Here is a 26168-nt window from a genome sequence, read left to right on the forward strand (position 1 = left end):
GTCAAAGGAAATAATCGTGACATATAAGGAAAGGGGGAGCAGATGATGGAATCGCTGACTCATGCGTATCTGCGCCTGATTGATAAGTTAGAGGTGAATGACAAGGTAGCAAACAGCAAAGCTGCTTTGCTGCATCAGGCACAGAGCCGGAATATCAAGCCGGAAGAATATATGGCGCAGCACAGGGAAGATATTGTCAAGATTTACAAGCAGGCTGATTTGTCAGTTATATGTGATTTGATGGATATCGGTTATTCTTGGCGCGATGTCATGGAGAATTACGCCAATAATCCCATGATTATCAATGAATATGATGATGCTGCATTAATTAAGCAATATACAGATGAGGTCATAGAGCTTGTCAATGCCGAGAGGCATAAGCGGTCAAAAACCGACTTTGTTGAAGCATCAGATGCTTTTGAGCGAATCAAGAAAAATCTGAGCAAAAAGTATATGGATGATGATAATTCATTCAGTGAATATCATGATGGCGAAATTGTAATCAGCATGCTGGTAAATGAAGGATATCCAGAAAAGACAGTCGCTGATGTGCTGATGAAAAATACTGAGCATGATGAGATATACATCAAAAGCCTCATGGAAAAGTGCATGGTGGTCAAGCGTGCCTATTCAGATATCCAGGCCGCACCGCCGCTTGCAAAGGCACGCAATGAGTTTGACGTATATCGCTCCCTGGCAAAGGAGCACATGGCAAAGCTGGGCATCAAAACCCTGTCCTACAGTGATGATATGGCAATTTTTGAACAGCTGAAGGCAATCAAGCTCCCGGATAAATTTATCCGCACGGCCATGCTCAAAGCATCGCCTGTAGCCAATGAGCCGGGCAGAAAAAACGAGGCTTATGTGGAGGCTGTTCTCAGCGGAGACAGCAACCACAGCGAGTTTTCAGATGGCCTGGCACGTCAGCCGGTGGTAGATGTTGAGCAGGAGTATAAGGCTCTTATTGAAATATATAATAGCAAGCTCAAGAAAAAGGGCATTACTGATGGCGTAAAAGAGGGCATCAACAGGGTTTATTTTGATACATTGGCGGTCAAGGAGCTGTTTAACAAGCATTATTCTGAGGCGGATATTGTCCGGGTATTGAAGGAATTTAGCCCGGAGGATGCAGCACGGTCATTTCCCGGCTATACCCTTTGGGTAATGACTAAAGCCAGGAAACTTATTGAAAAGGAAGAATATATCCTCAGCAAGCCGCCTATTATCCTGCCGGAAGGAAGCTATAGTGAGGTAATTGCCCAGGGATTTGCGCCCAAGGATATTATTATCTCCCTGCTGCAAAAACGCCTGGAGCTGAATCCGAGCATGAGGCATGTTCTGCATAAAAATTTTGTAGATAAGGATTTGGCAGAGAGCGCACTTAGCAGGTATCCGGATTTTGACCTCGATGCTATGCGGGGCGTATTTGCAAACTTTCCCAGAGCTATTATCTTGTCTGGCAGCAAGATGGCGGAGGAAAAGAACTATGTGGAAAATGTCGTAGAAACGGCGAAGAAGCGCATTGACAAGCAAAAAGAAACAAACAAGGAGAGCGAGCAGCTGAAGGAGGCATTTCGCCAGAAGCAGGATGTGCTGCATCAGGGCGTGACAGGGGAAACGGCCAGCATGAAGATGCCAATTTATCATGTGGGCAGGGCTGCACTGTCAATGATGCAGAATAACACCGATGAGATGGTTTTGCGCAAGATGATCATCAGCAACGTGGATGCGCCGGAAGATCAGATGGAAGCTATTACCAACAGCATCATCAAGAAGAACAGGGAAGTGCTGAACAGGATGAAGATCGTGGAGGAACATATTCCATCCGGGCAGGATAAAAGCGTTTCAGCCAGGATTTTTTATCTCAATCGCCTGGCACTGCAGCACGAACTCAGAAAGTCTATTAACGCCAGCATGGACCCGGAAATAGTCAAGGATATGCTGGCTGCAAAGGTTTATAAAAAGACAGAGATCAAAGATGTTGTGCAGGAGCTTTCCCCTATCGCTGCTCAGCCAGGCAGGGGGAGTGACTATTATATGGAGTATGTCTATCCGACAGCTGTCAGCCTGTTCAGGACGGAAAAAGAAAAGCTCAAAACTTATCATCCGTCACCTCGGCAGCAGAAAGAGGAGAATGCTGACAGGGAGTATGAATATCATAAGCAGCAGATTCTTGAAGCTATCGCCTTGCCATTTGAGACGGCTATGGATGTGCTGATAGCAGAGACTATGCTTCTGCAGGGCTATCCTGAGTATGAGATTGCCGGGGCGTTGGATGAGTGTTCACCGTGCCGGGAGAATCAGGAAAACTATGGCTTGTCTGTTACGAAAAATGCTGCCAGCAAAAGCATTGTGGAGGAGCGGGAGACTATTGTTGAAACTACTATAGAGAATACCTATGAGGACAATAGCCTGGTCAATAGCCGCGTTCTCAGCAGAAATGTGACAGAAAATATAAGAAGTACAGTTGTGGAAGGTGGCAGTTAAGTCTTGATGAACAGGTTGCAGGAAATCAAGCAATCCATATATGATACGGTGTCAGCGATCATTTTTTGGATGGTATTAATTTTTTCTATTGCTTTTGGCATTGCCATGCAGGATGCTGAAGCGGCAGAGGTTTCAGATGTGATTGCCGGAGATATAAGCTGCTACAACAGTAACAGTACCCAAATTTACTGGATAACGGATGCTATCTGCTACGCTTCTTCCCTCTATCAGGTAGATCCTCTGCTGGTTACTGCTGTGATGGAAACAGAAAGCCATTTTTCCTTTGGCACTTTTTATACAACTTCTTCGGCAGGGGCTATCGGATTGATGCAGCTTATGCCTGGGACAGCTGCTGCCATAGGCGTAGATCCATACGATCCGCTAGGCAATATCGTTGGCGGTACGGCATATCTCAGGAACATGCTGGATGATTTTTCCGGCTATGGTGAATATGCCGTGACCAATGCAGTGGCTGCATATAATGCAGGCCCGGCTGCTGTGACTGCTTATGGCGGCTGTCCGCCATATAGTGAGACGCAAAATTATGTTATCCGTGTGTCAGATGCCTACAACAGGCTTCTGACATCTTACTACAGCCAATAAAGGGGGCGTTTATTATGCTGCGGAGCATATCAAGAAACAAGAAAAAGGCAATAATTTTGGGAGTATTTCTGGGAGCTGCATCTTTTGTAGGTGGTTCATTGCTGGCAACCAAAAATACTAATGCAGCGGTGCTGGTACACGATGATGAAAATATAGCCCAGGCTATCGAAACCGTTGCCAATACTTATAACATACTGACCAATCTCCAAAAGCAGCTGCTGATAGATATCCTGAATAACAAAAAGCTGGATGCAGGCAAGTGGCTTGCCATATTGAAAGGCCAGGCAGAAGCAGAGGCGCAGAATAGCAATGGTGATTTCTGCAAAACTCCGGCTGAATTGTCCCAATCCGGGGAGCTGCCGGGAGTATTGAATCGTCATTCCACTCCGACAGCGGTCATGGCATCGACGATAGGCAGGGTGCAGGATGTCATCAATGGCAATAATGCTGAGTTTTGGCAAAATTCTAATGACAGGGCATTTACCAGGGCAGCTGCAGTTGAAGCAAGCCTCAAGGACACTGCCCAGACTGCAAGCAATGTGCAGTATTCAGATGCGGAGCTGGCAAAGAGCATCGATGATGCCCTGGAAGCAGCCAATAATGCTGAAGGCATCATGCAGGTGGAGCAGGCAAATGCAGTGATAGCTGCAGCTCAGGTGCGGAGCATTCAGAATGGCAATCTGATATTGGCACAGATGGCAGCTTCCACTGCCCAGGTTCAGGCTGCGAATAATATGGAAGATACCATGCGGCGCAAGGCAGAGCAGGTGGCACATCAAAAACTGGACGAATGGGTTAAGAGTTTTTAAAAGGATATGTTCTGTTCAAAGTGGACAGAATATACGTCTTGTTCAATTTGAACAGATCGTTTGTTGTGTCCAAATCGGACAGAAAATATGTTTATGCTAAAGAGAATGTTTATTCTGTCTAATTTGGACAGATTATCAGTTCTGTTCAAATCGGACAGAACATAAAGTAGAAGGGAGCAGGAGTTATGGCATTGGAGCTTTCTGTTGAGTTTAGCTTGGAAGACAGCCTGAAAGATTGCTACACGGATGATTTGCTGTATGAGATGGTTGATGATCCAATGGAAGCCATTCAAAAGGCAGGCGCAGTGGCAGATGTGCTGATGGATATGAGTGCAACTGATGAAGATATATATTACGCATTTTTAAAGGAAGCATTGCATGGGGAAAATTATTTTTATAAGAGCGAGGCAGAGGAAAATGTCCTGAATTTTGCCATTGCCGAAAAAATGCTTCATGCCAATATGGACTACCAGTCAATCATTCGTTGCATGTCCTATTCTCCTATGTTTGCAGGTTCAGGCAAGAGAGATTTCAAGAAAAGGTGGGACAAGGCAACATCCTTTACCTGCCTGGCTGTAAATCCTGTTTTATCCTTCACTGATATGGTACAGGCAAAGCCGTTGGCACTGATAAATATACATGCTGACGAGCCTGGGGAAATATATAGCAGCTGCCTGAAGACTGTATTGTGCAAGATGCCTAATCTTACAATCCAGTCTGCAGATGAGGAAATTGTCAGATTGCTTTTAAATGCAGGTGTTAAGGAAGATGACAGGCTTTTGCACCAGATTATGAGCAATTCACTGAATTTCAACTTCAGCAATTCAGATGACCTTGTTGTACGGCATGAACATAACAAAATTGTCGGTGAAAAGCTGGATAACTTTTTGGCAGAGGCAGTCAGAAAGACAAAGGAAGCCCCGGGGCCATTTAAGGTTAAAAAGTTGTCTGATCAGGAAATTTATGATGATATGCAGCAGAAGATTCGCGCCATGAAGGAGCTGCACGAAAAGGGAGATGGGTTCCAGTATTGGCAGACAGCCATCAATATCATCAGTGATACCATGTCCCGGCTGCAGCATCTGCAAAATATGGGAAAGACACTGAATATCTGGGCTGTGGGGCTGGAAAGAGCTTCGATGGAGCTTGGCCTGAATGCCAGTCCTGATAAGGAGCTGCAGGCAAATATCAAGGCTTTGCTTCAATCCATCAAGGATGTGCAGGAGGAGAGGAAGCAATGGAATGCTTTTTGGCCCCTGTATGCCAAGATAGAGATGTGTTCTAAGGAACTTATGAAGAAAATGGCTGAGTTGCAGCAGCAAAATCCCCTGATGAAGCTGCCGGAGGTTCAGCACGCGGAACCACTGTCAGATGTCATTCACCGGGAAAGCATAGCTGCGGAGGTCTTGTATTTTGCTGCATTAAAGGATGTAGTAACAAAAAATTCCGGTGTAACCCAGGATGAAGCTGATAACTTGATTATAGAAAAATTGCTGGCGGCAAGGCGGAGCGAAGATGATGTGATGCTGGCGGTCAGTCATTCACCATGCTTTAGGAATCTGAATCGTACCCAGGCGATGGGAGCCGCCCAAACAATGGTGGATGCGGTTGCAGGCAGGATAGGGCAGGGGGATAAGAAAGAGGAGATGAAGTGCAGATGAGTAAAATAAAACCAAATTTGATGTTGCTGGGGCTGGCAGCCATAGCTATATGGTACATGCTGGACTGTGGTACAGCCCTGGCAGCCAGTGATGATTCCATGCGACTTATAGAGCAGGGCACTGGCATGGATACGGCATTTGATAATACATTGAAGGATTTAGCCAAGGGCTTTGTGCTTTTGTCCAGGATTATAGGTGTCTGCATGACAGGTGCCGGCATTTTGATGTATTTCATCGGGCTGGAGCAGTTCCCAAAGATGGCTTTCAATTGGATTTTAGGCATTGGTCTGGCTATGAATTTTGGTTCAGTGCTTATGGCTATTGGGGTAGACCATATGATTGCTGCCTCCGGGGGAGGGGCGCATACCGTGCCGCCTTTGCAGGTGGATTTAAAGCAGGGTGCAGACGGGCCGACAGATATATTGTCTCAGACATTCAATTACATTAAAGATCAGGTGGTCTTACCCGGCTCCAGGGCAGTTCTGCCTATTGCTCTAAAGCTTTTGGTAATCCTGACCATTATTCAGGCTTCTTATGATGTTGCCTTCAAATTAATTTCTGGTGACAAGATAAAATACCTAATCTCTGTAGTTGTGAAATTTTGCATTATAGTATTCATTGAACAGAACTGGCTGGATGGCATGAATTTGATGGGGGCATTGTCCCATGGTTTTGAGGCATTGGGATATGCCATGTCCAATGCAGGCCTGGATTTAAGCCCTGACAGCATAGTCAATAATGGGATGATTATATTCAATATGTTTTGGCCAACAGAGAATGATTCCATAGGAATTGCAGGAGCAAAGCTGGTCATTACCATCCTGACAGTTGGTTTGCTTTTGGTAACAGCAGTAGACATGTTCATGGCGCGGATGGAATTTTATTTGATGGCGATGATGGTGATGCCGCTGTTGCCGTTCATGATTACCAGCAAGTTCAGTTTTCTTTCGGACAAGGCTATAGGCTTGATGCTCAACCTGGCAATCAAGGTATGTACCATAGCCTGCATGACAGGGATTATGGTGCCATTCTTCAATGCTTATATAAAGGATTTGCAGCAGGCAGAAGGTGTTGGTGATTCTTTAGTTATAATGCTGCAGGTATTTTTGGCATCCTTGCTGATGTATTTGCTGACAAAGAATATCTCCAACATAGTATCCGGCCTGCTCAGTGGCCAACCGTCCCTCGGTGGCAGCATGATGACAGCACAGCTGAAGAATACCGCTAAAAGTGCCGTGGATGCTGGGGCATCTGTTGCTACAGGCGGTGCCAGCTTTGCCGGAAGGGCTGGTGCAGCCTACAGAAATAATGCAAAATTCGGTAAAGGTATGCTTCGTGATATAGGTTTGTCCTATATGAATGAGATGGGGGCTATAGGTGGTCTGAAAAATGCAAAATACTCCGGGGCACAGTCTGTAACTGCTGCAAGGCAGGGGAAGACAGTAACAATGTTCCTGGATGAACAAAGGAAGCAGGCGGCACAGGCTGTTGAGCGAGTGGAGGAATTGGAAAAGAAGGTTGATACTATGGCCAATCCAACAAATAAGCCGAATACGCCAAAGAGTGAGAGCTAAATAAAAAGAGTTTATTACGGTAATACATTGTTTGCTGTAATAAACTCTTTTTCTATCTGGTCAAATTAGAAGTGTTTACTTTTTCTTCTAACTTTTCAAGACGGGCAACAAGATTATCCATTCGTTTGGTCATTTCCTCCAGCTTGTCATAGATGCAAATAGTATTTCTATATATAACTCCTATATAATCTCCCTGATAACCGCATCTTTCGGCTAAATATGCCAACTCAGCATGGTTTCGTGTCCTGTATATTTTTCCAGGATGCCAATCTTCATCATATTCCTCTAAAGTACGTTCTTCTATAGGCTTTTTGAGGGCTCTAATCAGCTCATTGTATCGTTTATCCTCTTTCTCATAGCTGGATGAAAACAATCCCATACCAACAACTCCCATCTATAAAATCTTGCAAAGTTTTACTGCATTGTGTATAATAGTAGCAAAAGGAGCACCGATAAGCGGTTGCCCCAGGATTTTTAAACGTATCATGAAAGACCGCCATGCCTGGAAGCTAAATGGCGGTTTTTCTTATGCCTTAGCTACAGGCTTTGTATAAAATATAGTCATATATTGTCAAATTGTTTATTTGGTGCTATAATCAAAGCATAAAGAGGCAGTTGATGTTGCGATTGTCAGCTGCCTCAGCGAATTTAGGGTGAGCCGACCAGTGCAAATGGTCGGCTCAGTGTTTTTTCAGAAGGTTATTTCTTGAAAAACTGTATGATTGACACCATAAGTGTCAGAATTGCTACCAGTAAGGATAACATTTCATACAAACTCATGGCATCACCTCCTTAGAGGAGGAAGCCGACACATCAATGCCTCTTATGCAACATTATAACACATCTATAAAATCTTGCAAGGTTTAACTGCATTGTGTACAATAGAAGAAGAGGAGTACCGATAGACGGTTGCCCCAATCATACAGTGGTTATAGAAAAACCGCCGTTAGCTGGCAGGCATGGCGGTTTTTCTTATGTCTTTATTTAAATAAAGATTATGTTCTGTTCAATTTGGACAGAATTTAGGTTTTATAAAAAAAGATGGTTGTCATATATGGTGCGTATGTCTATGTTATATGGTATAATGTATGTAAAGCAAGGTGGTGATTGTCATGTGGAAAGCAGTTGCAAAACCATTTATGAATATCGAAAAAATACATCCTCACCAGCAGGAAGCTGTAGGGAAGATGGTGGAGCTGTGCAAGCAGGATCCGAATATAAAACGTGTGGTCATATTTGGCAGTAGCGTTCGAGATGATTGCCGACCAGACAGCGATATTGATATTTATTATGAGTTTGAAGGAAATAAAACTCCTTGGCCATCATTAGGTGATATGAGTATTTGGGATAAGTGGGATAACTTTACCGTAAATCGTAAGTTGGATTATGAAATTTGCCGAACAGGAGTAACTGTTTATGATAAAGGATAAGACTTATGTTAGAGAAACTTTGCTAGATATGTCAAAACGGCAATATAGGGCAATAAGCCGTATATGCTGGAAATTGTGAATGTTGTTGAGGATATGCCAGATGTTAAAGCGTTTATGAAAAATCAGGCAGGAAATATGAATTCCATAAAAAGAAAATAACTACTGACCATAAAAGTGTGGTTGTTGGAGATAATCAACTCTGACATCTGCACTTATTTTTTTGCGACAAATCACGTTTTTAGAATGTTTTGGGCAGTATATACTTTAGCCATAGTAAATTTCAATACAATGTTAATTTGAAGGGAGTAATTCATTATGGCTAATGAGTATGGAGCACAGGAGCAGAAGAAGTTTGATTGGTATCAGACGATGACCAATACCGTGATTGAGCACCTGGAGAGTGGCGCAGATTTTTTTGACAATCTGGATATGGTGTCAATCCCGATCAATGGTGCTACTGGCAAAGGTTATGATTTTAACAGCAATCTGTTGCTCATGATGGAGCAGCAGAAGAAGAAAAGCAATGATCCGCGTTTTTTCACCTATAAGCAGCTTCAGGAGCATGGCTATTCTGTTCCGTATGGTACGAAATCTGTTGCGGTTATTGCTATCGATCAGGTGAAGAATGATCAGGGGAAACGGGAAAGCCATTTTGAAAATGTATTTCATGCCAGCGATGTTGTAAAGCGTGTGTACCTGACTGATGAACAGGGGAATAAGGTGCCGCTTTTGGATAGGGATGGCAATCAGAGATTCAGCAAGTACAACAATCAGCCTCTGTATCGTTATAATGATGTGCCTATTCCGCCTGTGGAGCCAAATGTCAAGGAAAAGGCGTATTTGGTTAATCACGATACGGCTGCAAGCTTTCATACGGCAGTTGAAAATACGTTGCAGAATGTATCTGATCCTGGCCAGCGAGATTTGCGGGCAGCCTTGGCAAGCATGATGGTTGCTGCGGAAACCAATAACAAGGCAACTATTGGCGATGACTATTCTATGGACAGGGAAGCTATGCTTCAGGCATTGCACGCTAATAAGAAGGAATTTGCCAATGCCGTGTATGATGCGTCTTGCATTGTAAAGGAATACAGGGAATTGGCATGGGAAGCTGGCAAGCAGCATAAGGCAGAGCCAGTCAAACATAATTATGAGGATGATATTCCGTTTGGTCCTGTGCCGGAAAACTTGGTAAATAATGTAGCTGAGCCGGTAGCAGTCAGGCCGCAGAGTGCAGAGAAAGTGCAGGTTGAAAAAGCTGCCCTGGAGGCGGATATGGCAAAATCTCCGGCGATAATTTTCAGTGAAAATTTAGCGAAATCACTGTTTGACAGCATGAAAGCAATTGGAGCAAGTGACGGTGAGATGTTATTGGCATTTGCCAAAATCAAGGAACAGGGATTAAAGATGGTTCAGGAAAATATAGAATCTAAGGTATTTTCTCGGTAATGTGGTATCTGGGCTTCGACTGCCTGGTTTACCGGGCAGTCGATATTAAAAGGTGGTGCAGAAAATGGCTTTTAATTGGAAAAAAATGCGTGAAGATTTTGAGAACATGTCTCTTGATGATGTGAGAGGATTATCTCCAGAGGCAATTTATAATGAGTATGATGGTCCTTCGCCTGATGATGACATGTGGGTGGATATTTGTGAAAGCGAGTATCTTTCAGAAAATATTATGGAAAAGCTTGGTGATTATCTGGATTGGAATATGGCATCAAAAACACAGTATATGACGCCTGAATTTGTCATACAGAATCTGGATAAGATAAATTTGCCAGCCCTGAAAGAAAATCCTACCTTGGATTTGTCCAGGCAGGAATGGCAGAAGCTGGTTCCGTATATGGAGCCTGGCAAAGGTAAGCCGTATTTTATGGCTCAGATGGACAACGATGAACAGTATATCATGTTGAATATAATTTCACCAAAGGCAATGGCAGAAGCTATGGCTGTAGAGCTGGTGGGCAAGGGCATCAAAGCGAAAGAGGCAGTCGAAAATATTGTGGAGCAGGGCAGAAGCTTCTTGGACAGGGCAAAGAATATGACGATGCGTATCAAGCAGATGCCGCGGGAGGTCTTGGATAAAGTAAAGGAGCGAACGCGAGAATCCTACAATGCGTTTAAAGAAAAGGCAGCTCAGACAGTGCAGGATATTGCCCATGATAATTATCAGGTTACGGAGAATTTTATGTCTTTCAAAGTCAGGAAGCCGAGTTTTATAGTCAGGACTAGGACTGTTTTCAATAAGGCAGATATTATTTCTCCGGCAGAGATGGCAGCTGTATTTCTGAGCATGAAAGAGAACGGGTATAGTGTCCGCGACATCGTAACTGCCTGCAGTGTACTTAAAGATACTGGTATTAAGTTTCTTAAGGATATTTCTCCAGTGCGCATGAAGTCAGAAAGTGAATTGGATTTAGCAAGGCGATAATAAGTTCTGTTCAATTTGGACAGGATATAAGTTCTAAAAAGACTGCTAATAAGGCAGTCTTTTGTTTTTGGGGCAATTATAGTATACTTAACAAGAGCAGTATTATCTGAATTGGTGTCTTAGGTGGTGAGAAGAATGGAATTTTTTACAGGTGATACATTGAAAAATATCCCAAGGCTGCAAGAAATTGATGCGTATAAAAAGCGATTTTGTTTTGACCAATTAAAGGACTATATATCAAAACCCAATACGCGCAAGATTATGTCGATATACGGCCTGCGCCGTACTGGCAAGACTGTGTTAATGTTGCAGCTGCTTAATGAGATAGGTGATTCCGAAAAAACGTGTTTTATCAGGTGCGAAAAAGGTGACGGTATTCAGGATTTAAAGAATGTCCTTAATGATAATTTAAAGTGTGACTATTTTTTTGTAGACGAAGTAACTAAGCTGGAAGATTTTATAGAATGTTCTTCAATCCTGGCAGATAAATATAGTGAATTGTATGCCAAGAAAATAATCATGGCAGGAACTGACTCACTAGGCTTTTATCTTGCTAAGAAGGATGAATTGTATGATCGTACCTATATGATACATACAACGTATATACCCTATAAAGAATATAATTATCTGCTGGGCAAAGGCCTGGAAGATTATATTATGTATGGCGGTACTTTGACAGATGGCAGTGAGTTTTACAACAAGGAAAATTGTGATGAGTATACAAATACCGCCATTGCTAGAAATATACAGCATAGTCTTGATAATTTAGGCCGGGATGGTGAGTACGGGGCCTTGGCATCCTTCCGGGAAAAGGGCGAGATGACTACGTTCATCAATAAGATTGTTGAGCTGTATACACGCAGGTTCACAATGGAGATTGTGAATAAGAAGTTCAAGACCCATGACTTTTTGAACTTAAAAAAATATGCAGTCAGGCATGACATTGTTGAGGATGTTGCTCCTTTAGACACTAGAAAAAATGAAGCTTTACGGCAAGAAATTATGTCAGAATTAGAAATCAGGGAGCCATTGCTTAATCAGGCCACAGAGAAAGCCGTGTCTGAAGCGAAAAAATATCTGGAAATGCTGGATGTGGTACTTTTAGTGCCGAATACTGATGAGGTTATATTTACGCAGCCAGGCTTAAAATATTGCCAGGCTGCAGCACAAGTGGAAGTATTAAAGAGCACTTCCTTGTTGCCTTATAGCGTAACGGAACGTGAAGAACTATCAAAGGTGCTTTTAAACGATATAAAGGGGAGAATACTTGAAGATATAATTTTTTATCAGTTGTCTAAGGATGTTGATTTTAACAGGGATTATGTTTTGGATAAGTTTAAGACAGCAGCCGCTGATGGCGAATTTGACATTGTATGTATACATAGAAGGTCAAATGAAGCGGTGGTAATGGAAGTGAAACATTCTGCTAAACGTGTAGAGCAGCAGACACGACATTTAAATAATGCGCAGTGCTGCCAAGAATTTGAAGCTTGGGCTCACACGAAGATAACAGGGAAAATGGTTGTGTATATGGGGGAAACCCTGGATGGAAAATGCTTTAATGTGAACTATGTAGGTGCAGAAGACCTGCTGAAATCACCATTAAAATATGTGGAGCGAGCTCAGGAAAATGATGAACGGTAAAGTGAATGTATCGTTCTAAATGTTATTCTATCCTCGCTGGAGATGTATTAATAGCGCAACGTTTTAGGAGAATGAATTATGGTTACATTAACACATGATGTATTAAAAAAATATATTGATAACAACAAGAACCTGGCTTCTTATCGGAAACGTTTTTGCTATGATGATATGCGAGGTATTTTTTTGAATCCGCATAATCAGAAAGTTATCTCCTTGTACGGCTTGCGCAGGACAGGGAAAACTGTTCTCATGCAGCAGCTTATGCAGGAGATAAATGAGTATGATAGAATGTGTTTCATTCAATGCCAGTATTCTGACGATATGATGGATTTGCGATCTGCGATTGAAGATAATGATAACTGTGACTATATATTTATTGACGAAGCTACCAAGTTAGAAAATTTTATCAACACAGCTTCCGTTCTTTCGGATATATATGCTACTGCAGGGAAACATATAATTATGGCAGGTACGGATTCCCTGGGGTTTGAAATAGCTTCCAAGGATGAGCTGTTTGACCGCAGTTACCTTATACATACAACGTATATCCCATATAAAGAATATAATTATCTGCTGGGCAAAGGTCTGGAAGATTATATAATGTATGGTGGGACGCTTACTCCGGATGGTACGTTTTACAACAAAGAGATATGTGAGGCATATACTAATAGTGCTATTGCTGAAAATATACAGCATAGCTTGGAGTATATTGGCAGGGGAGGTAAGTTTGGCCCATTATTGTCCTTTTATGCTGATGATGAGTTGACTACCTTCCTGAACAAAATTATTGAGCTTCATAATAGAACATTTTTGGCGAAGACTGTTAATAGAAGGTTTAAATCGCATGATATAGGCAGTTTAAAAGATTTAGTGGCAAAAAAGTCCGCAAATCAGAGGCTGATTATTGAAAAGCTCAAATCGCCTGACCTCCGGCAGCAAATAATGGATGCCCTGAAAATAAAAGAGCCATTGGTACAGACTGCCGATGCCAGGGCGGTTGAAGCTGCAAAAAAGTGGCTGGAGACATTGGATGTAATATATAGGCTTCCGGGGACTGCAAGCCAGGAAGCAGGGCAGGATGAGGAAGTTATATTTACTCAGCCTGGCTTGCGATATTGCCAGGTTACGGCAGCAATGGATTTATTAAAGAATAGTTCTGTTTTATCAGAGTTATCTTATGAGGTCAGGGATGAATTATGCCAGCAGCTGGATGCCGATGTGAAAGGGCAGATGCTGGAGGATATCATTTTCTATCAGTTAGCTAAAGAGCCTGGTTTTTCAGAGAAATTCATTATAAGCAAGTTCAGTGATGGTTCATGCGAATTTGATATTGCGGTAATGAACAAAAAGGACGGCAATTCGTGTGTCATTGAGGTAAAACATTCTGACAGAGCAGTGAAGGCTCAGACAAGGTACTTGAATGATGATGATTTTTGTGCTAAATATGAAGCTCAAATGCAGTCTCAAATTGTTTGTAAGATGGTTATATATATGGGAGATACCTTGCCAGAAAATTTGTATGGGGTGAGTTACGTTAATGCAGAGGACTTTTTAATGTCCCCTCTTGAGTGTTTTACACAGATTTATGAACGTGGAAAAAGATGTGTTACTCCCGGAGATCTGGCAGAGGAAATTGTCAGGTTTCCCAATAGCTTAGCTGTAGCGGATAATGTCAAAAATCTGGGGCAGAGAATAGTTGCCTCACATTCACAAGGCAAAACAAAATGAATAGGTAATCGTAGTCCATTTAGAGGTGTCATGAGAATGGCATCTCTTTTATTTTGCGACAAATTCGGAATTTAAAAACCTCTGGATAGGATATGCTATTGCCAGCAATAAAATAGATATTTCTGTAGGAGGTTTTTCAAGTGGCTATATCTGAAGAAGAAAAAGTGAAACTGGAAGAAATCAATGCGGTAATGAGCAATAAGAGTTATCAGGATATATATCAGCAGCTGGTTGACAGCATCATGAATAATGATGTTCCCTGGCAGAAGCCGTGGGATGGCAATGTGGGAAATGAACTGCTGGGAACTCCTATCAGCGGTGGCTCCGGCAGAGGTTATACAGGTGCTAACAAATTGTTCCTGACTATGCTGCTCAATCAGCTGCGTGATCCGGAAGGCAACGTTGATCCGCGCTTTTATACTTACAAGCAGATAGAAAAGCACGCGGACAAAGGGTATCACCTGGTAAAAGGGGCGCATGGCTGCTGCATCACCATGTATTTCAAAAATACCCTCGATAAAGATGGGGAGCCGTTACCGCTGGAGGAGCAAAAGTGGCATAAGACCTATTGCACTGTGTTTCATCCGAGCCAGATCAGGCAGTCAGTATATGTGCTGGATAAGGATGGCAATAAAATTCCCCTGCTGGATAAGGATGGCAATCAGCGCATAGGCAAAAACGGCAAGTTTTTGTACAAGATGGAAGACAAGCCGTTTCCGAAGTATGTGCCCCGGTTTAGGCCCTACACTCATGAAGAAACTAACGAGCTGATTGAGATTTTAATAAAGAAGTCTGGTGCAGTAATTTCCCATGACCAGGGCAACAGGAACTTTTATCGGCCTGGGGAAGATGCTTTGCATCTGACACCGCCTTCAACCTACAAGGATATTAATGACTATTATCGTACCGCACTGCATGAGCTGTGCCATTGGACAGGTCATTCCAGCAGGTTAAATCGCAATCTGAGAGGCGGTTTTGGCAGCAGGGAATATGCCAGGGAAGAATTGCGCGTTGAAATTGCTGCAGCTTTTATTTGTAGCAATTTCAATATACCGCTTTCGGAGCAGCATGGTGCCTATCTGAAAAACTGGCTGGAAGTCCTGGATAAAGATCCCAAAGAGATGGAGATGGCCCAGCGTGAGGCTCATCGGATTATTAATTACATCAACAACCTTGTCAGGGACAAGGTAAAGGAGCTGGAAGCTGTCCGGGAAAATCCTGATAGTGAATATTCGGATAGTGAGGACAAAAACAAGGGCAGGAAGAATAATCCTGCCAAGCCAGATGAAGCGGTAAAGGGTGGAGAAGGAAAAAGCAGCAAGGGATCAGAGGAAAAGAGCAATCAGCCGGAGCCAGTGCCGGAAACTCCCCAAACTGCCGATAGCCTCGAAAAACTGATGAGTGTCAGGCTTCATCATGTAGATGATGGGATGAAGTGGGCAGGCAAATCATTTATTGAAACAGTTAAGGAAAAGCTGCCAATCGACTTTAAGCAGTACAAATCGTCTTCGGCGGATATTATACCTGCTGTGCAGGAGAAAATGACAGAGTATCTGATGCAGCTGGATGTCAAGGCTGGTGATGTGCTGCAGGTGGAAGACAGGCTGTTTTATCTAAACAAATCGGGTAAGCTGTCAAATATCAAGGAGAATAATTTTTTTCAGGAAGTTTCAATCCGTAATTTTAAGGGTATGCAGATTTTTGCGCCGCTTGAAGGAAAGAAAAGGGAGCAGATCAAGGCGGAGCAGATTGCCCAGATTGGGCAGGAGGCTTTCGATGCTTACAGGGCGCAGTTCCGGGATGTGTTTTTTGCCGGGGAAAAGGCTTCCCATGAAAATATCAAAGATAATGTGGAGATGCAGTATAAAAAATTTATTTATGATCATACCTTTGATTACGGGTTATCTGGAATCCGGCCATGCGATCAGAAAGCCTGGCAAAAGGCTGATATGGATTTTTGCCTGAAGGCTTTTGAGAACAGCATGGGTGATGCTGTAGCTATGTTTAATGCTGTAAACATCGTTCAGCAGCATAGCCCCTATGCGGTCGCTAATCCAAAGCTGGAATACAGTGATTATCTTACGGATTGCATCATGAAAAATCCGGAATATCAGAAAATCAAAACAGGCATGGGAATGAGCAAAGAAAATAGCTCCCAGAGATAGATAGGAGGGTATAGCGTTATGAGTGAGTATGAAATGGAATTGCGGGATTTTGGCATGAATGATAATCAGATTGAGATTATCAGGGAAATTCTCACAGAAAAAGTGGTGGGTGAGTATTTTTCGCCGGATGAATACTATCCTGCTGATCCGGTGGAATTTTTGCAGGCATGGGAACATGAGAAGGATATTGGTGATTTTGGGGAGCTGAGGATAGCCGGGCGTGATGATTATCTGATTGTTGCAGATGAAAATCCCTACAGGGCAGGAGAAATAATGCCTGAGATTAATGCCAGGGTGGAAGCTGCCGGAGAGATGCTGTGCAGCGTTATGCCAAAGCTCAGGGAGATGTATATCGATGCTGTAGATTTCAGGGACTTTCAGGAGTCCGATGAAAAAGCAATAGTCAAGGCAATGGAAATGCTGGAGGATGGATATTACGCAGCTGATATTTTGACCTATGTCCATAAGGCTGTAATATTGGATAATCCTGATATGCCAGCGGAGGAAGCTTTTCGGAAAAGTACAGATATATTGAGGTTTGCTGAAAAAGCGTTTTACGACGAGCCGATTAAAGAACCATCGTTGGTGGCGGAGTTTTATGAAACTATGAAGGAAGCTATGCTGGATTTCCGTGAAATGGTACAGTCCCTGGATGGCATCAAGGCCAAAGGCAGGGAGGCCTTGCAGAGATTTTTAGGTGAGAAGGATTATGCCAGCAGCCAGGACCAGGCTAAAGGCAGATAAGGAGAGAACATATCATGACAAGCAAAGAAAGCCTGTTGGCTGAGAATAGCCAGTTTTTGGCTGATGTTAAGAATAATCCTGAGAGATATGTGGAATTTTTGAATACAATGGCAAAGTTTCACAAGTATTCATTGGCGCAGCAGATTAACCTGTTTTTCCATGCTCCGGCATCCACCGTAGCTGTGGCAACAGCACCTATATGGAACAGCACCCTTGGCTGGCAGCTGGAAGAAAATGCTCCCGGTATAGAAATTTTAGATTCTACATCTACTGATGTGGAGAAAGTTTATGATTTTCGCTATACTGATAAGTACAAGGCCGGGACACAGCCGGAAAGTATTTTGTGGTCATTTCGCGAGGATGAGCACAAGGAGATACTGGATAATATGTTTCCTGGGGAAGGCTCCCTGGCAGAGCGCATGATGGATAGCTTTACTGCGGCAGCAGAGCGATATAATGCCCTGGATGGAATAAGTGAAAAAATCTCTGATACAGAACTCTATGCCCTCAGCTGCAGCTATATCATGCTGCAGCGGCTGGGCTATAATGCGGAGGATGAGCTGGGGATGCAGTTCATGCTGCACGATTGGCAGGATTTCAATGCGGAGTTCATGCTTAGCCAGGTTAACAGCATGACAGGAAACATGCTAACTCCTATTGGCCTTATCATCAAGAATCAGGAAAAAGCAAAAGAAGAAACGAGGAGCGATGAGAGCAATGGAAGACAACGAGATGAGCTGGGAGAGGGAGAAAATTCCTCTGGAGAATCTGTATCTGGGGCAGTGGGGGAACGCCCGGAGAAGCTTCTTGATGAGCGAGAGGCCGAACCAGTGGCAGGAGATGCTGCAGAAGGGGACGGCGAAAAGCTACCTGACGAATTATCAGGAGGAATACAGCCAGAAAGCGGATCGTCTGGAGAAGCAGCTGATGGAGAGAAACGGCATACCGGAGCAGCTTCCACCGGGGATGTCGTGCCTGGAGTACGCGGGACTGCTGAACCAGGTGAGGGAGATAGTCCAGGAGTGCCTGCTGAGGGAGATTTGCGAGATGGATTGACAGATATAGACCTGGGAAGCTTTGATTTCACTGCTGATATGTCTTCGGCTAAAGGCAAGAGGGCAGTGTTTGCCATAAATCTGGCAGCTATCAAGCTGGCAAAGGAATTGGAGGCTGCCGGGAGACCGGCCCTGCCCAATGAGCGAGAACTTCTGAAAAATTATCGGGGCTTTGGCGGCATCCCGGAGGTGTTCGATGAGTTTAATAAGTCCTGGGAAAATGAGTATGATGCGCTCAGGGACATTTTGACAGCAGCGGAATATGCGGCTGCCAAGGGTTCTGTGCTTAATGCCCATTATACTTCCCCGGAGGTTATTCAGGGGATCTACAAGGCTCTTGAGAAGATGGGCTTTCAGGGTGGCAATATCCTCGAACCGGCAGTGGGTTCCGGCAGGTTTTTTGAGGAAATGCCTCAGACAATGAAGGAGGGCAGCAATCTTTTTGGCGTAGAGCTGGACAGCCTCACCAGCCGTATTGCTGCTCTTGCTCATCCAGAAGCGGAGATTACCAATCAGGGCTTTGAGGCGACCAAGTTTGCCAACAATTCCTTTGACCTGGCAATCAGCAATGTGCCATTTGGCGATTATAAGATGCGTGCTGACTTGCCGTATCGAGACAAGGGGATGCTGCTGCACGACTATTTCATCGCCAAGATGGTGGATCAGGTGCGCCCAGGCGGTATTGTTGCTGCCATTACTTCTTCCGGGACGTTGGATAAGCACAATTCCAAGACCCGTGAGTATATAGCCAGGAGAGCGGAGCTGGTAGGGGCATTTCGCCTGCCGTACACAGCGTTCAAGGGGGCAGGTACGGAAGTAACTACGGATATCCTTTTTTTCAAAAAACGTGAGCATGAATTATCTCTGGATGAGGTACGTCATGAGAAATGGATCAATTCGGATGTTAATGGCTACATACCCACAAATGATTATTATCGCGATATTTATGCAAAATCTGGAAAAAACTTCACGGATAATGTTTTGGGGAATATGCGGCAGCGCAGCGGTCCGTTTGGCACTGAATGGTTCTGTGACGAAAACCCGGACAGGCCTTTGGCCGAGCTGCTGGATGAGGCAGTGCAGACGAAAATTCCAGAGGGAATATATCAGGAAAGTGCAATTCCGTTGCCTGTGCCGGTGCAGGAAAAGGCTGCCCGTGCAGGGGCTATAGGATTTTTCTATGAGGATGGCCGTGTTGTGCAGATTAAGTCTGATGGCACGCGGGATAATATTGATGTTTCAGCTGCTGATGAAAAGCGGCTTATTTCTGCTATCCATATCCGGGAAGCAGTGTATGATTTGCTGGAAAATCAGCGTAAGGATTGCACGGATGCTGTATTGGCAGAAAAGCAGCACATTTTGAACAGATGGTACGATGAGCATGTGGCACGATATGGCAGGATTCAGCAGGACAGCAAGCTGAAAAAGATATTTGCCCAGGATCCGTCTTATTCCCTGCTGCGTTCCTTGGAAGTGTATGATAACAAGATATTCCTTAAAAAGGCGGATATTTTCACCAAGAGAACTATCAAGCCAGATATTGCACCTCAACATGCTGATACAGCTGAGGATGCCCTAAAGATTTCCTTGAATGAGCGTGGCGATGTAGACCTTGAGTATATGGCAGGGCTGACAGGCAGCTCAGAGCAGGATGTTATCAATGACCTGGAGTTTACCAGCATTTACTACAATCCTGCAGCAGATAAATACCAGCTGGCAGATGAATACTTGTCCGGCAATATTCGCCAGAAAATTGAGGAAGTAGAGCAGGTTATAGCTGATTTGTCTGAGCGGAAGCAAAAGGCTGTGGCAGAAAAGATTTTTCCTGGCTGGGACAGATATGAGTTCACCCCGGCAAATGAGATAGAGGCGCATATTTACAGTGCGATTCAAAACCGTGTCAAGGAGTACAATGTCGACAAGGACTGCAAGATGTATCTCCATAAACACTATGACAATCGTGACCTGATGCTGATGGCATATGCGGCACAGTTAATCTCCATACCGCTTGAATATGACAAGGATCCATTATTTCCGTTGCAGGCAATCAAGCTGGGCAGACCGATGGAACAGCGGTATAGGGGATGGGATATGGCGTCATATTATCATGAACTTTTGCTTCGGCTTAAAATTCCAGAATTTGTTCAGTTTAATATCCGTGAGTGCATGTTTGATAATCCTGACCATCCAGATGCCTGGAAAAATCCGGAATACATGGCTCCAGTGTACAATTTTTTGCTGAAAAAGGGTTCAGAGCTGGATGTGGAAGAATACCAGAGCAAGGTGCGTGGCTTATCCTACCAGGAACAAAAAGCTTTTTTTGACAAGGAAGCGGCAGATTTTCCTGCCTTTTTGGAAGCTTATCAGCAAAAGGTTGCCGAGTTGGTAGAAGCTGATGAGGTTCGGCAGCTGCAGCAAAAAATTGATAAGCTGGAGCGCAACCGGCAGGCTCTGGAAGCTGCCAAGCCGGAAGATTTGCAGCCGGGAGAAATTTCGGTCAATCTCGGTGCAACCTGGCTAAAACCATCCACTGTCAGGGAGTTCCTTTTTGAGACTTTGAATATCCCATCTTATCAAAGCAATATAACGGTGGAATTTTCCCATGTGACAGGGGAATGGAAAATCAACAATAAAAATGTTCTGGAAGATAATCCGCTGGTGAATACTACCTATGGTACATCCGGCTCCAGTGCAAATGGGAAAAATGCCCTTGAGCTCTGTGAGCTGGCTTTGAATCTGCGTGAAGCGAAGATTTATGATACGGTTTACGTGGATGGCCGTGAGCGGAAAAAACTCAATGAAAAAGCAACGCTGGAGGCACGCATCAAGCAGCAGGATTTGAAAGATGCTTTTAAGAAATGGCTTTTTGCCGATGAAAAGCGTTCAGGAAAAATCACGGAGTATTACAATCGCCATTTTAATAGCATCAAGCCTAGGGAGTACAATGGCGAGTACCTGACATTTCCCGGCATGACTGCGGATATTACTTTAAAGAAGCATCAAAAGGATGCAGTAGCTCATACCTTGTATGGTGGCAATACATTGCTGGCTCATTGTGTAGGAGCCGGAAAAACCTTTGAGATGATTGCCAGTGCAATGGAATCCAAGCGGTTAGGACTGGCAAGCAAGTCACTGATTGTCGTGCCGAAGCATCTCACAGAGCAGATGGGAGAGGATTTTCAGAGGTTGTATCCGGGAGCAAAGGTACTTGTGGCCACAGACAAGACCTTTACAGCCAAAAACAGGGAGGAATTCTGTTCAAAGATTGCTACCCAGAATTGGGATGCCGTCATTATGGGCTATACCCAGTTTGAAAAAATTCCTTTGAGCCTGGAAAGGCAGAAGATTATTCTGCAGGAACAGATTAATGAGATTATTGAGGGCATGGAAGAATATGCCGATGAGTATGGCAAAAATAATTTTACGGTCAAGCAGATGATTCGTGCGCAGAAGAAGCTGGAATCAAAGCTCATGTCCATGAACAAACAGGAAAAGAAGGATCAGACTGTTGTGTTTGAGGATCTGGGCATTGACAGGCTTTATGTGGATGAGGCTCATTACTTCAAGAATTTATATACACCTACCAAATTATCCAATGTAGCCGGTATTCAGACGACTGAGGCAGATAAGACCATGGATTTCTATCAGAAGTGCAAGTATATCAATGAGATCACTAATTGCCGCGGTCTTGTATTTGCCACGGGCACCCCGGTATCTAACAGCATGACGGAGCTGTATACCATGCAGCGTTACCTGCAGCCTGAGACATTGAAGGAAAGCGGGCTTGGATTTTTTGATGCCTGGGCTGCGAACTTCGGTCAGCAGGAAACGGATATGGAAATCAATCCGGAGGGACAGGGCTTCCGGGAGCGTACCAAATTTGCCAGGTTTCAGAATCTACCGGAGCTTATGGCCATGTTCAAGGAGATTGCTGATATCAAGACTTCTGATATGCTGGATTTGCCGGTTCCAGAGGAAAATATTATCGTGGAGCGCATGAAGCCGACACCGCTGCAGAAGGAAATGGTTAATATGCTGGCTGAACGTGCCAAGGCAGTACGTGACAAGCTGGTGGACAGCTCGGTTGATAACATGCTTAAAATCACCAATGAGGGGCGATTGCTAGCTCTTGACCAGAGGATTATGCAGCTGGATGCACCTGATAACCCGGACAGCAAGGTAAATAAGTGTGTCAGCAATGTGCTTGAATTGTACAGGGAAACCAGCGAGGATAAAGCTACCCAGCTGATATTCTGCGATAAGTCCACACCGAATAAGGCAGGAAATTTCAATGTGTATGATGACATCAAGTCAAAGCTGATTGCTAACGGAGTACCGGCTGAAGAAATTGCCTTTATACACGATGCCAAGACGGATGCGCAGAAAGATGCATTGTTTGACAAGGTAAGGAAAGGTGAGGTGCGAATCCTGTTAGGTTCAACGGATAAGATGGGCGTGGGTACCAATGTACAGGACAGGCTCATTGCCACCCATGACCTGGATGTGCCGTGGAGACCGTCAGATTTGGAACAGCGCAAGGGCCGGATAGTTAGGCGAGGAAATACCAATGCCAGTGTGAAGATTTTTCGGTATATTACTGAGGGGACTTTTGATGCCTATATGTGGCAGATTTTGGAGAATAAGCAGCGGTTTATATCCCAGATCATGACATCGAAGGTGCCAACGCGTACTTCGGAGGATTGTGATGAAGTAACCTTGTCCTATGCAGAAGTCAAGGCATGTGCCACAGGCAATCCGCTTATTAAGGAAAAAATGGAAGTTGATAATCAGGTAAAGAGGCTGGAAATTGACAAGTCTAATTATCTGACTGCCCAGGATAAGCTCAAGAGAAAGTGCCAGATGGAATATCCGCTGCAGATAAAGTCCCTGGAAGCCAATATTGAAAAGCTGCAGGATATGAAGCGGCAGGCGGAAGCCAATACCATAAAGATGGAAAGTGGCGAGATTTTATTTTCGCTGGAGCTGAACGGCAAGACATATATTGACAAGAAAGAGGCCGGACAGGCTCTTATGAAGGCAGCCAAAGGCGATTTAACCAAGGTAAAGGGACACTACAGGGGATTGGCTTTGACGATGCGTAATGAACTGCGGACCGGGCTGACGAATATTGTGCTCAGCTACAAAGGGCAGCAGGAATGTAATTTGTCTGGTGTGGATACGTATAATATAACGCGTATGGATGCAGCTATAGAGCAGATATACAGTGACATCAAGAACCAGACGAAAAGACTGGATCAGCTGAAGCATGATTTTGAGCTTGCCAAGCAGGAACTGCAAAAGCCTTTTGAGAAGGAAGAACTGCTCCGGGAAGTGACTGCCAGGCAGAAGGAGCTGGAACTGAAAATCCAGTCAGCTATGGACGAGGATAGTGCGATAAAGCAGGAAGGTTATGTCAGGTTGGGGAACGTCATAGCTCTCTTTGACAATGAAGGGGAGTTTTGCCCGGACAGGCTGCCGGAAGAAGATTTGCTGATGCGTGCTTTTTGGTTTAAAGCGGCAATGCTTTATCAGGAGCACGACAATCAATGGGACAAGGAATTTGATTTTGAAATTTACAAGGAGCTGGTGGAAAAATTTGGTATAACGGAATCTCGCAACGGCGAGCACGGCTATGATGCATTTGATGTTGTGGATGTGATTATTAAAAATTCCCCTAGTGTACCGAGTTATGAGGATTTAGGGATGATTATGGAGCAATATCATAATTCTGAACAGACAGCAGCCAGGGAAGAATATCAGGACTCTTGTGCAGGTATGGCAATAGCGAGATAAAAACATATAGTCTGTCCAATTTGAACAATACATATATTTGATATTTAGAGTATCCACATAGCGTGGGTACTCTTTTTTGGGCAAATTTGCGACAAATTCGCAATTTGAAATGCCATAAATTTAGTATGATGGTTTTAGCAAAGTGGGAGGATGGATATATGCCAAAAAGACAGCACAATTTTTTCGTCATGCTAATGATAGCAGCGTTTATACAGATTTTGATATGCGGTACAGGTCTGGCAACAACAGCCTATGCGGAAATGAAAAGTCCCTTGAATCCGCCGTTTCAGGTTACGTCCCCTTTTGGCGAAATCAGCGGTGTGAGAAACCATATCCATAAAGGTGTGGATATAGGCGTGCCGACAGGCACTCCTGTTTATGCTGCTGATAGTGGCACCGTGGTATTATCCGGCTATGATGAGGGCGGTTATGGAAATTGGATTGCCATACAGCATAACGATGGCATGGGATCTATTTATGGGCATCTGGATGAACGGCTTGTGTATGCCGGGCAGGTTGTCAGCAGAGGGCAGCTTATTGCTTATTCAGGCAATTCCGGCCACAGCACGGGCCCGCATCTGCATTTTGAGGTAATCCAAGGAGATGTCTTTTCCGGCACGAAGGTAGACCCAGGGCTGTATATTCCAGCTATTTTGACAGCGGAGTGCAGCGCAGATGGATATAATTCGGGAAAGCCGCCTATAACCTTGGAAATCGCGGAAGATTTTGCCAAAGTGGTGAGGGACATTATCAATCATACAGTTGAACTGCTCACTAAGGGCATAAGCAATATCAAGGACATGATTTACACTGTTTTTGCTATATTGCTTACCATAGATTTAGGCTGGGCAATTATCACTCGCTTTCAAACGGAAGATGGAAGATTCTGGGTTTGGCTTGTTGAGAAATTTTTCTTATATGGCTGCCTGGTTTTCATCATAACTCATTGGAGCGATACAATCAGCACCCTGGCATTAAATAGTTTTCCGGCAATCGGTGCAATTTCAGTGGGCAGCAATTTGGGGGAAGCAGGAAAATTGTTGTCAGATCCGACAGCAGTTATCCAAAAGGGCATGAGCATTGTAGCGCAGCTGATAAATGAGATGCTGAGCATTAATTCCATGCTGGATGTGTTGATGCTTAATATAACGGCTATTTCCTGCGGTATATTTGGGATGATATTTATGATATGTTTCTTTATCATTGGCATCCAGATTGCCAAGGCATACCTACAATTCTATTTTACAATCCTGATGAGTTTTACTGGTTTTTTGTTTTCCGGCTGGAGCTATACGCGAAAATATGGAGCCAATGCCCTTAACGGTGTATTTGTGGCTTCCATAAATCTTATGTTTTTCTGCGTGTTTTCCGTTATGCTGACAAATACCATGCAGAATATTACAACGGCTGAATTTATAACTCAGGTAAATAATCCGGCTTCAGCTGTCGCAACTGGTAAGATACAATCCCAGGAGCAGCTGTTGGCAGGGATGCGCAGGGTGGAATCCTACAATGGCAATTACCACTGCGATAATGGTGTTGGGTACTATGGAGCTTATCAGGTCTGCAAGGATTATTGGGACAGCTGGTGTGATGATTATATGGCTAATCGTGGTAATGGGCCGGCCCTTGATGATGACAGCAGCTATACACGCTTTAATGGGTATGGGGAGCAGGGGACAGCTCCGGAGCCAGCAACGCACTGGCCGTGGAGTCCGCATAATCAGGATTTGGTAGCAAGTTATATCACAAGGGGGTATTATCAGGAATATGGCAGCTGGGAAGCTGCTGCCAGGGCCTGGAACCAGGGGACAGGTGGCATGGAAAATGCAGAGGCTTACGAATATCAAAGGAAGGTTGCTGGCAGTGTGGGATTCGTGATGGAAAAGAGAGTAAATTATGTTGTTATGCTTAAGCTGCTGCTTGTTGTTATCATCTTTATGAAGATGGCTGACTGTATTTCCGGCAGATTTATGAAACAATTCGGGCAGCCGGGGTTCAGGCTGGGAAATGAGCAGGGATAAGAGAGTTATATCGGGAGGTT

At 44.0% G+C, this 26168-nt stretch carries 15 protein-coding genes; 14 read left to right on the top strand and 1 reads right to left on the bottom strand.

Annotated elements, in window-relative coordinates; genetic code table 11:
* Positions 1-42 precede the first annotated feature (42 nt).
* The 5 genes from FYJ84_RS09770 to FYJ84_RS09790 all read left to right on the top strand — a co-directional run bounded on the left by FYJ84_RS09770 (position 43) and on the right by FYJ84_RS09790 (position 7134).
* Positions 43-2487, top strand: a complete 2445-nt coding sequence (locus tag FYJ84_RS09770; RefSeq protein WP_154407427.1) for a hypothetical protein — start codon at positions 43-45, stop codon at positions 2485-2487.
* Positions 2488-2490: 3 nt separating this feature from the next.
* A complete protein-coding gene (locus FYJ84_RS09775; protein WP_235901415.1) occupies positions 2491-3090 on the top strand; it encodes a lytic transglycosylase domain-containing protein in 600 nt (199 codons plus the stop codon).
* A gap of 14 nt (positions 3091-3104) precedes the next feature.
* The gene (locus FYJ84_RS09780) at positions 3105-3899 is read left to right on the top strand and encodes a hypothetical protein (protein ID WP_154407428.1); all 795 of its coding nucleotides are present in this window, start codon (positions 3105-3107) and stop codon (positions 3897-3899) included.
* Positions 3900-4084: 185 nt separating this feature from the next.
* Positions 4085-5560 (top strand): hypothetical protein, encoded by a 1476-nt coding sequence (locus FYJ84_RS09785; protein WP_154407429.1) that lies wholly within the window; start codon positions 4085-4087, stop codon positions 5558-5560.
* Entirely contained in the window at positions 5557-7134 is a 1578-nt protein-coding gene (locus FYJ84_RS09790) for a type IV secretion system protein (protein WP_154407430.1), read from the top strand. Before FYJ84_RS09785 ends, FYJ84_RS09790 begins: the two co-directional genes overlap by 4 nt.
* A gap of 52 nt (positions 7135-7186) precedes the next feature.
* Here the strand turns inward: FYJ84_RS09790 and FYJ84_RS09795 are convergent, their stop codons facing one another.
* The gene (locus FYJ84_RS09795) at positions 7187-7513 is read right to left on the bottom strand and encodes a hypothetical protein (RefSeq protein ID WP_154407431.1); all 327 of its coding nucleotides are present in this window, start codon (positions 7511-7513) and stop codon (positions 7187-7189) included.
* Positions 7514-8246: 733 nt separating this feature from the next.
* Between FYJ84_RS09795 and FYJ84_RS09800 the strand changes: the two genes are divergently transcribed.
* The 9 genes from FYJ84_RS09800 (at position 8247) to FYJ84_RS09845 (ending at position 26148) form a co-directional block, all read left to right on the top strand.
* Positions 8247-8564 (top strand): nucleotidyltransferase family protein, encoded by a 318-nt coding sequence (locus tag FYJ84_RS09800; RefSeq protein ID WP_154407432.1) that lies wholly within the window; start codon positions 8247-8249, stop codon positions 8562-8564.
* Positions 8565-8879: 315 nt separating this feature from the next.
* Positions 8880-10013 carry an ArdC-like ssDNA-binding domain-containing protein gene (locus FYJ84_RS09805; protein ID WP_154407433.1) on the top strand — a complete coding sequence of 378 codons (1134 nt, stop codon included), beginning with the start codon at positions 8880-8882 and terminating at the stop codon, positions 10011-10013.
* A 64-nt stretch (positions 10014-10077) separates the two neighbouring features.
* Entirely contained in the window at positions 10078-10995 is a 918-nt protein-coding gene (locus FYJ84_RS09810; protein ID WP_154407434.1) for a hypothetical protein, read from the top strand.
* A gap of 135 nt (positions 10996-11130) precedes the next feature.
* A complete protein-coding gene (locus FYJ84_RS09815; protein WP_154407435.1) occupies positions 11131-12639 on the top strand; it encodes an AAA family ATPase in 1509 nt (502 codons plus the stop codon).
* A 78-nt stretch (positions 12640-12717) separates the two neighbouring features.
* On the top strand, positions 12718-14367 hold the full coding sequence (locus FYJ84_RS09820; protein ID WP_154407436.1) for an AAA family ATPase: 1650 nt from the start codon (positions 12718-12720) through the stop codon (positions 14365-14367).
* Between the two features lie 140 nt (positions 14368-14507).
* Positions 14508-16532: an ArdC family protein gene (locus FYJ84_RS09825; protein ID WP_154407437.1), complete on the top strand. Its 2025-nt coding sequence runs from the start codon at positions 14508-14510 to the stop codon at positions 16530-16532.
* Between the two features lie 18 nt (positions 16533-16550).
* Positions 16551-17276, top strand: a complete 726-nt coding sequence (locus tag FYJ84_RS09830; RefSeq protein WP_154407438.1) for a hypothetical protein — start codon at positions 16551-16553, stop codon at positions 17274-17276.
* Between the two features lie 14 nt (positions 17277-17290).
* Positions 17291-24124: a helicase-related protein gene (locus FYJ84_RS15115; RefSeq protein ID WP_235901416.1), complete on the top strand. Its 6834-nt coding sequence runs from the start codon at positions 17291-17293 to the stop codon at positions 24122-24124.
* Between the two features lie 158 nt (positions 24125-24282).
* Positions 24283-26148 (top strand): peptidoglycan DD-metalloendopeptidase family protein, encoded by a 1866-nt coding sequence (locus FYJ84_RS09845; RefSeq protein ID WP_205764191.1) that lies wholly within the window; start codon positions 24283-24285, stop codon positions 26146-26148.
* Positions 26149-26168 lie beyond the last annotated feature (20 nt).

It is taken from the genome of Anaerovibrio slackiae, from assembly GCF_009695585.1.
Classification (GTDB): domain Bacteria; phylum Bacillota; class Negativicutes; order Selenomonadales; family Selenomonadaceae; genus Anaerovibrio; species Anaerovibrio slackiae.

Excerpts from the sequence above, each read along its gene's own strand:
- FYJ84_RS09770 (WP_154407427.1), top strand. The coding sequence starts at position 43 with ATGATGGAATCGCTGACTCATGCGTATCTGCGCCTGATTGATAAGTTA.
- FYJ84_RS09780 (WP_154407428.1), top strand. The coding sequence starts at position 3,105 with ATGCTGCGGAGCATATCAAGAAACAAGAAAAAGGCAATAATTTTGGGA.
- FYJ84_RS09785 (WP_154407429.1), top strand. The coding sequence starts at position 4,085 with ATGGCATTGGAGCTTTCTGTTGAGTTTAGCTTGGAAGACAGCCTGAAA.
- FYJ84_RS09790 (WP_154407430.1), top strand. The coding sequence starts at position 5,557 with ATGAGTAAAATAAAACCAAATTTGATGTTGCTGGGGCTGGCAGCCATA.
- FYJ84_RS09795 (WP_154407431.1), bottom strand. The coding sequence starts at position 7,513 with ATGGGATTGTTTTCATCCAGCTATGAGAAAGAGGATAAACGATACAAT.
- FYJ84_RS09800 (WP_154407432.1), top strand. The coding sequence starts at position 8,247 with ATGTGGAAAGCAGTTGCAAAACCATTTATGAATATCGAAAAAATACAT.
- FYJ84_RS09805 (WP_154407433.1), top strand. The coding sequence starts at position 8,880 with ATGGCTAATGAGTATGGAGCACAGGAGCAGAAGAAGTTTGATTGGTAT.
- FYJ84_RS09810 (WP_154407434.1), top strand. The coding sequence starts at position 10,078 with ATGGCTTTTAATTGGAAAAAAATGCGTGAAGATTTTGAGAACATGTCT.
- FYJ84_RS09815 (WP_154407435.1), top strand. The coding sequence starts at position 11,131 with ATGGAATTTTTTACAGGTGATACATTGAAAAATATCCCAAGGCTGCAA.
- FYJ84_RS09820 (WP_154407436.1), top strand. The coding sequence starts at position 12,718 with ATGGTTACATTAACACATGATGTATTAAAAAAATATATTGATAACAAC.
- FYJ84_RS09830 (WP_154407438.1), top strand. The coding sequence starts at position 16,551 with ATGAGTGAGTATGAAATGGAATTGCGGGATTTTGGCATGAATGATAAT.
- FYJ84_RS15115 (WP_235901416.1), top strand. The coding sequence starts at position 17,291 with ATGACAAGCAAAGAAAGCCTGTTGGCTGAGAATAGCCAGTTTTTGGCT.
- FYJ84_RS09845 (WP_205764191.1), top strand. The coding sequence starts at position 24,283 with ATGCCAAAAAGACAGCACAATTTTTTCGTCATGCTAATGATAGCAGCG.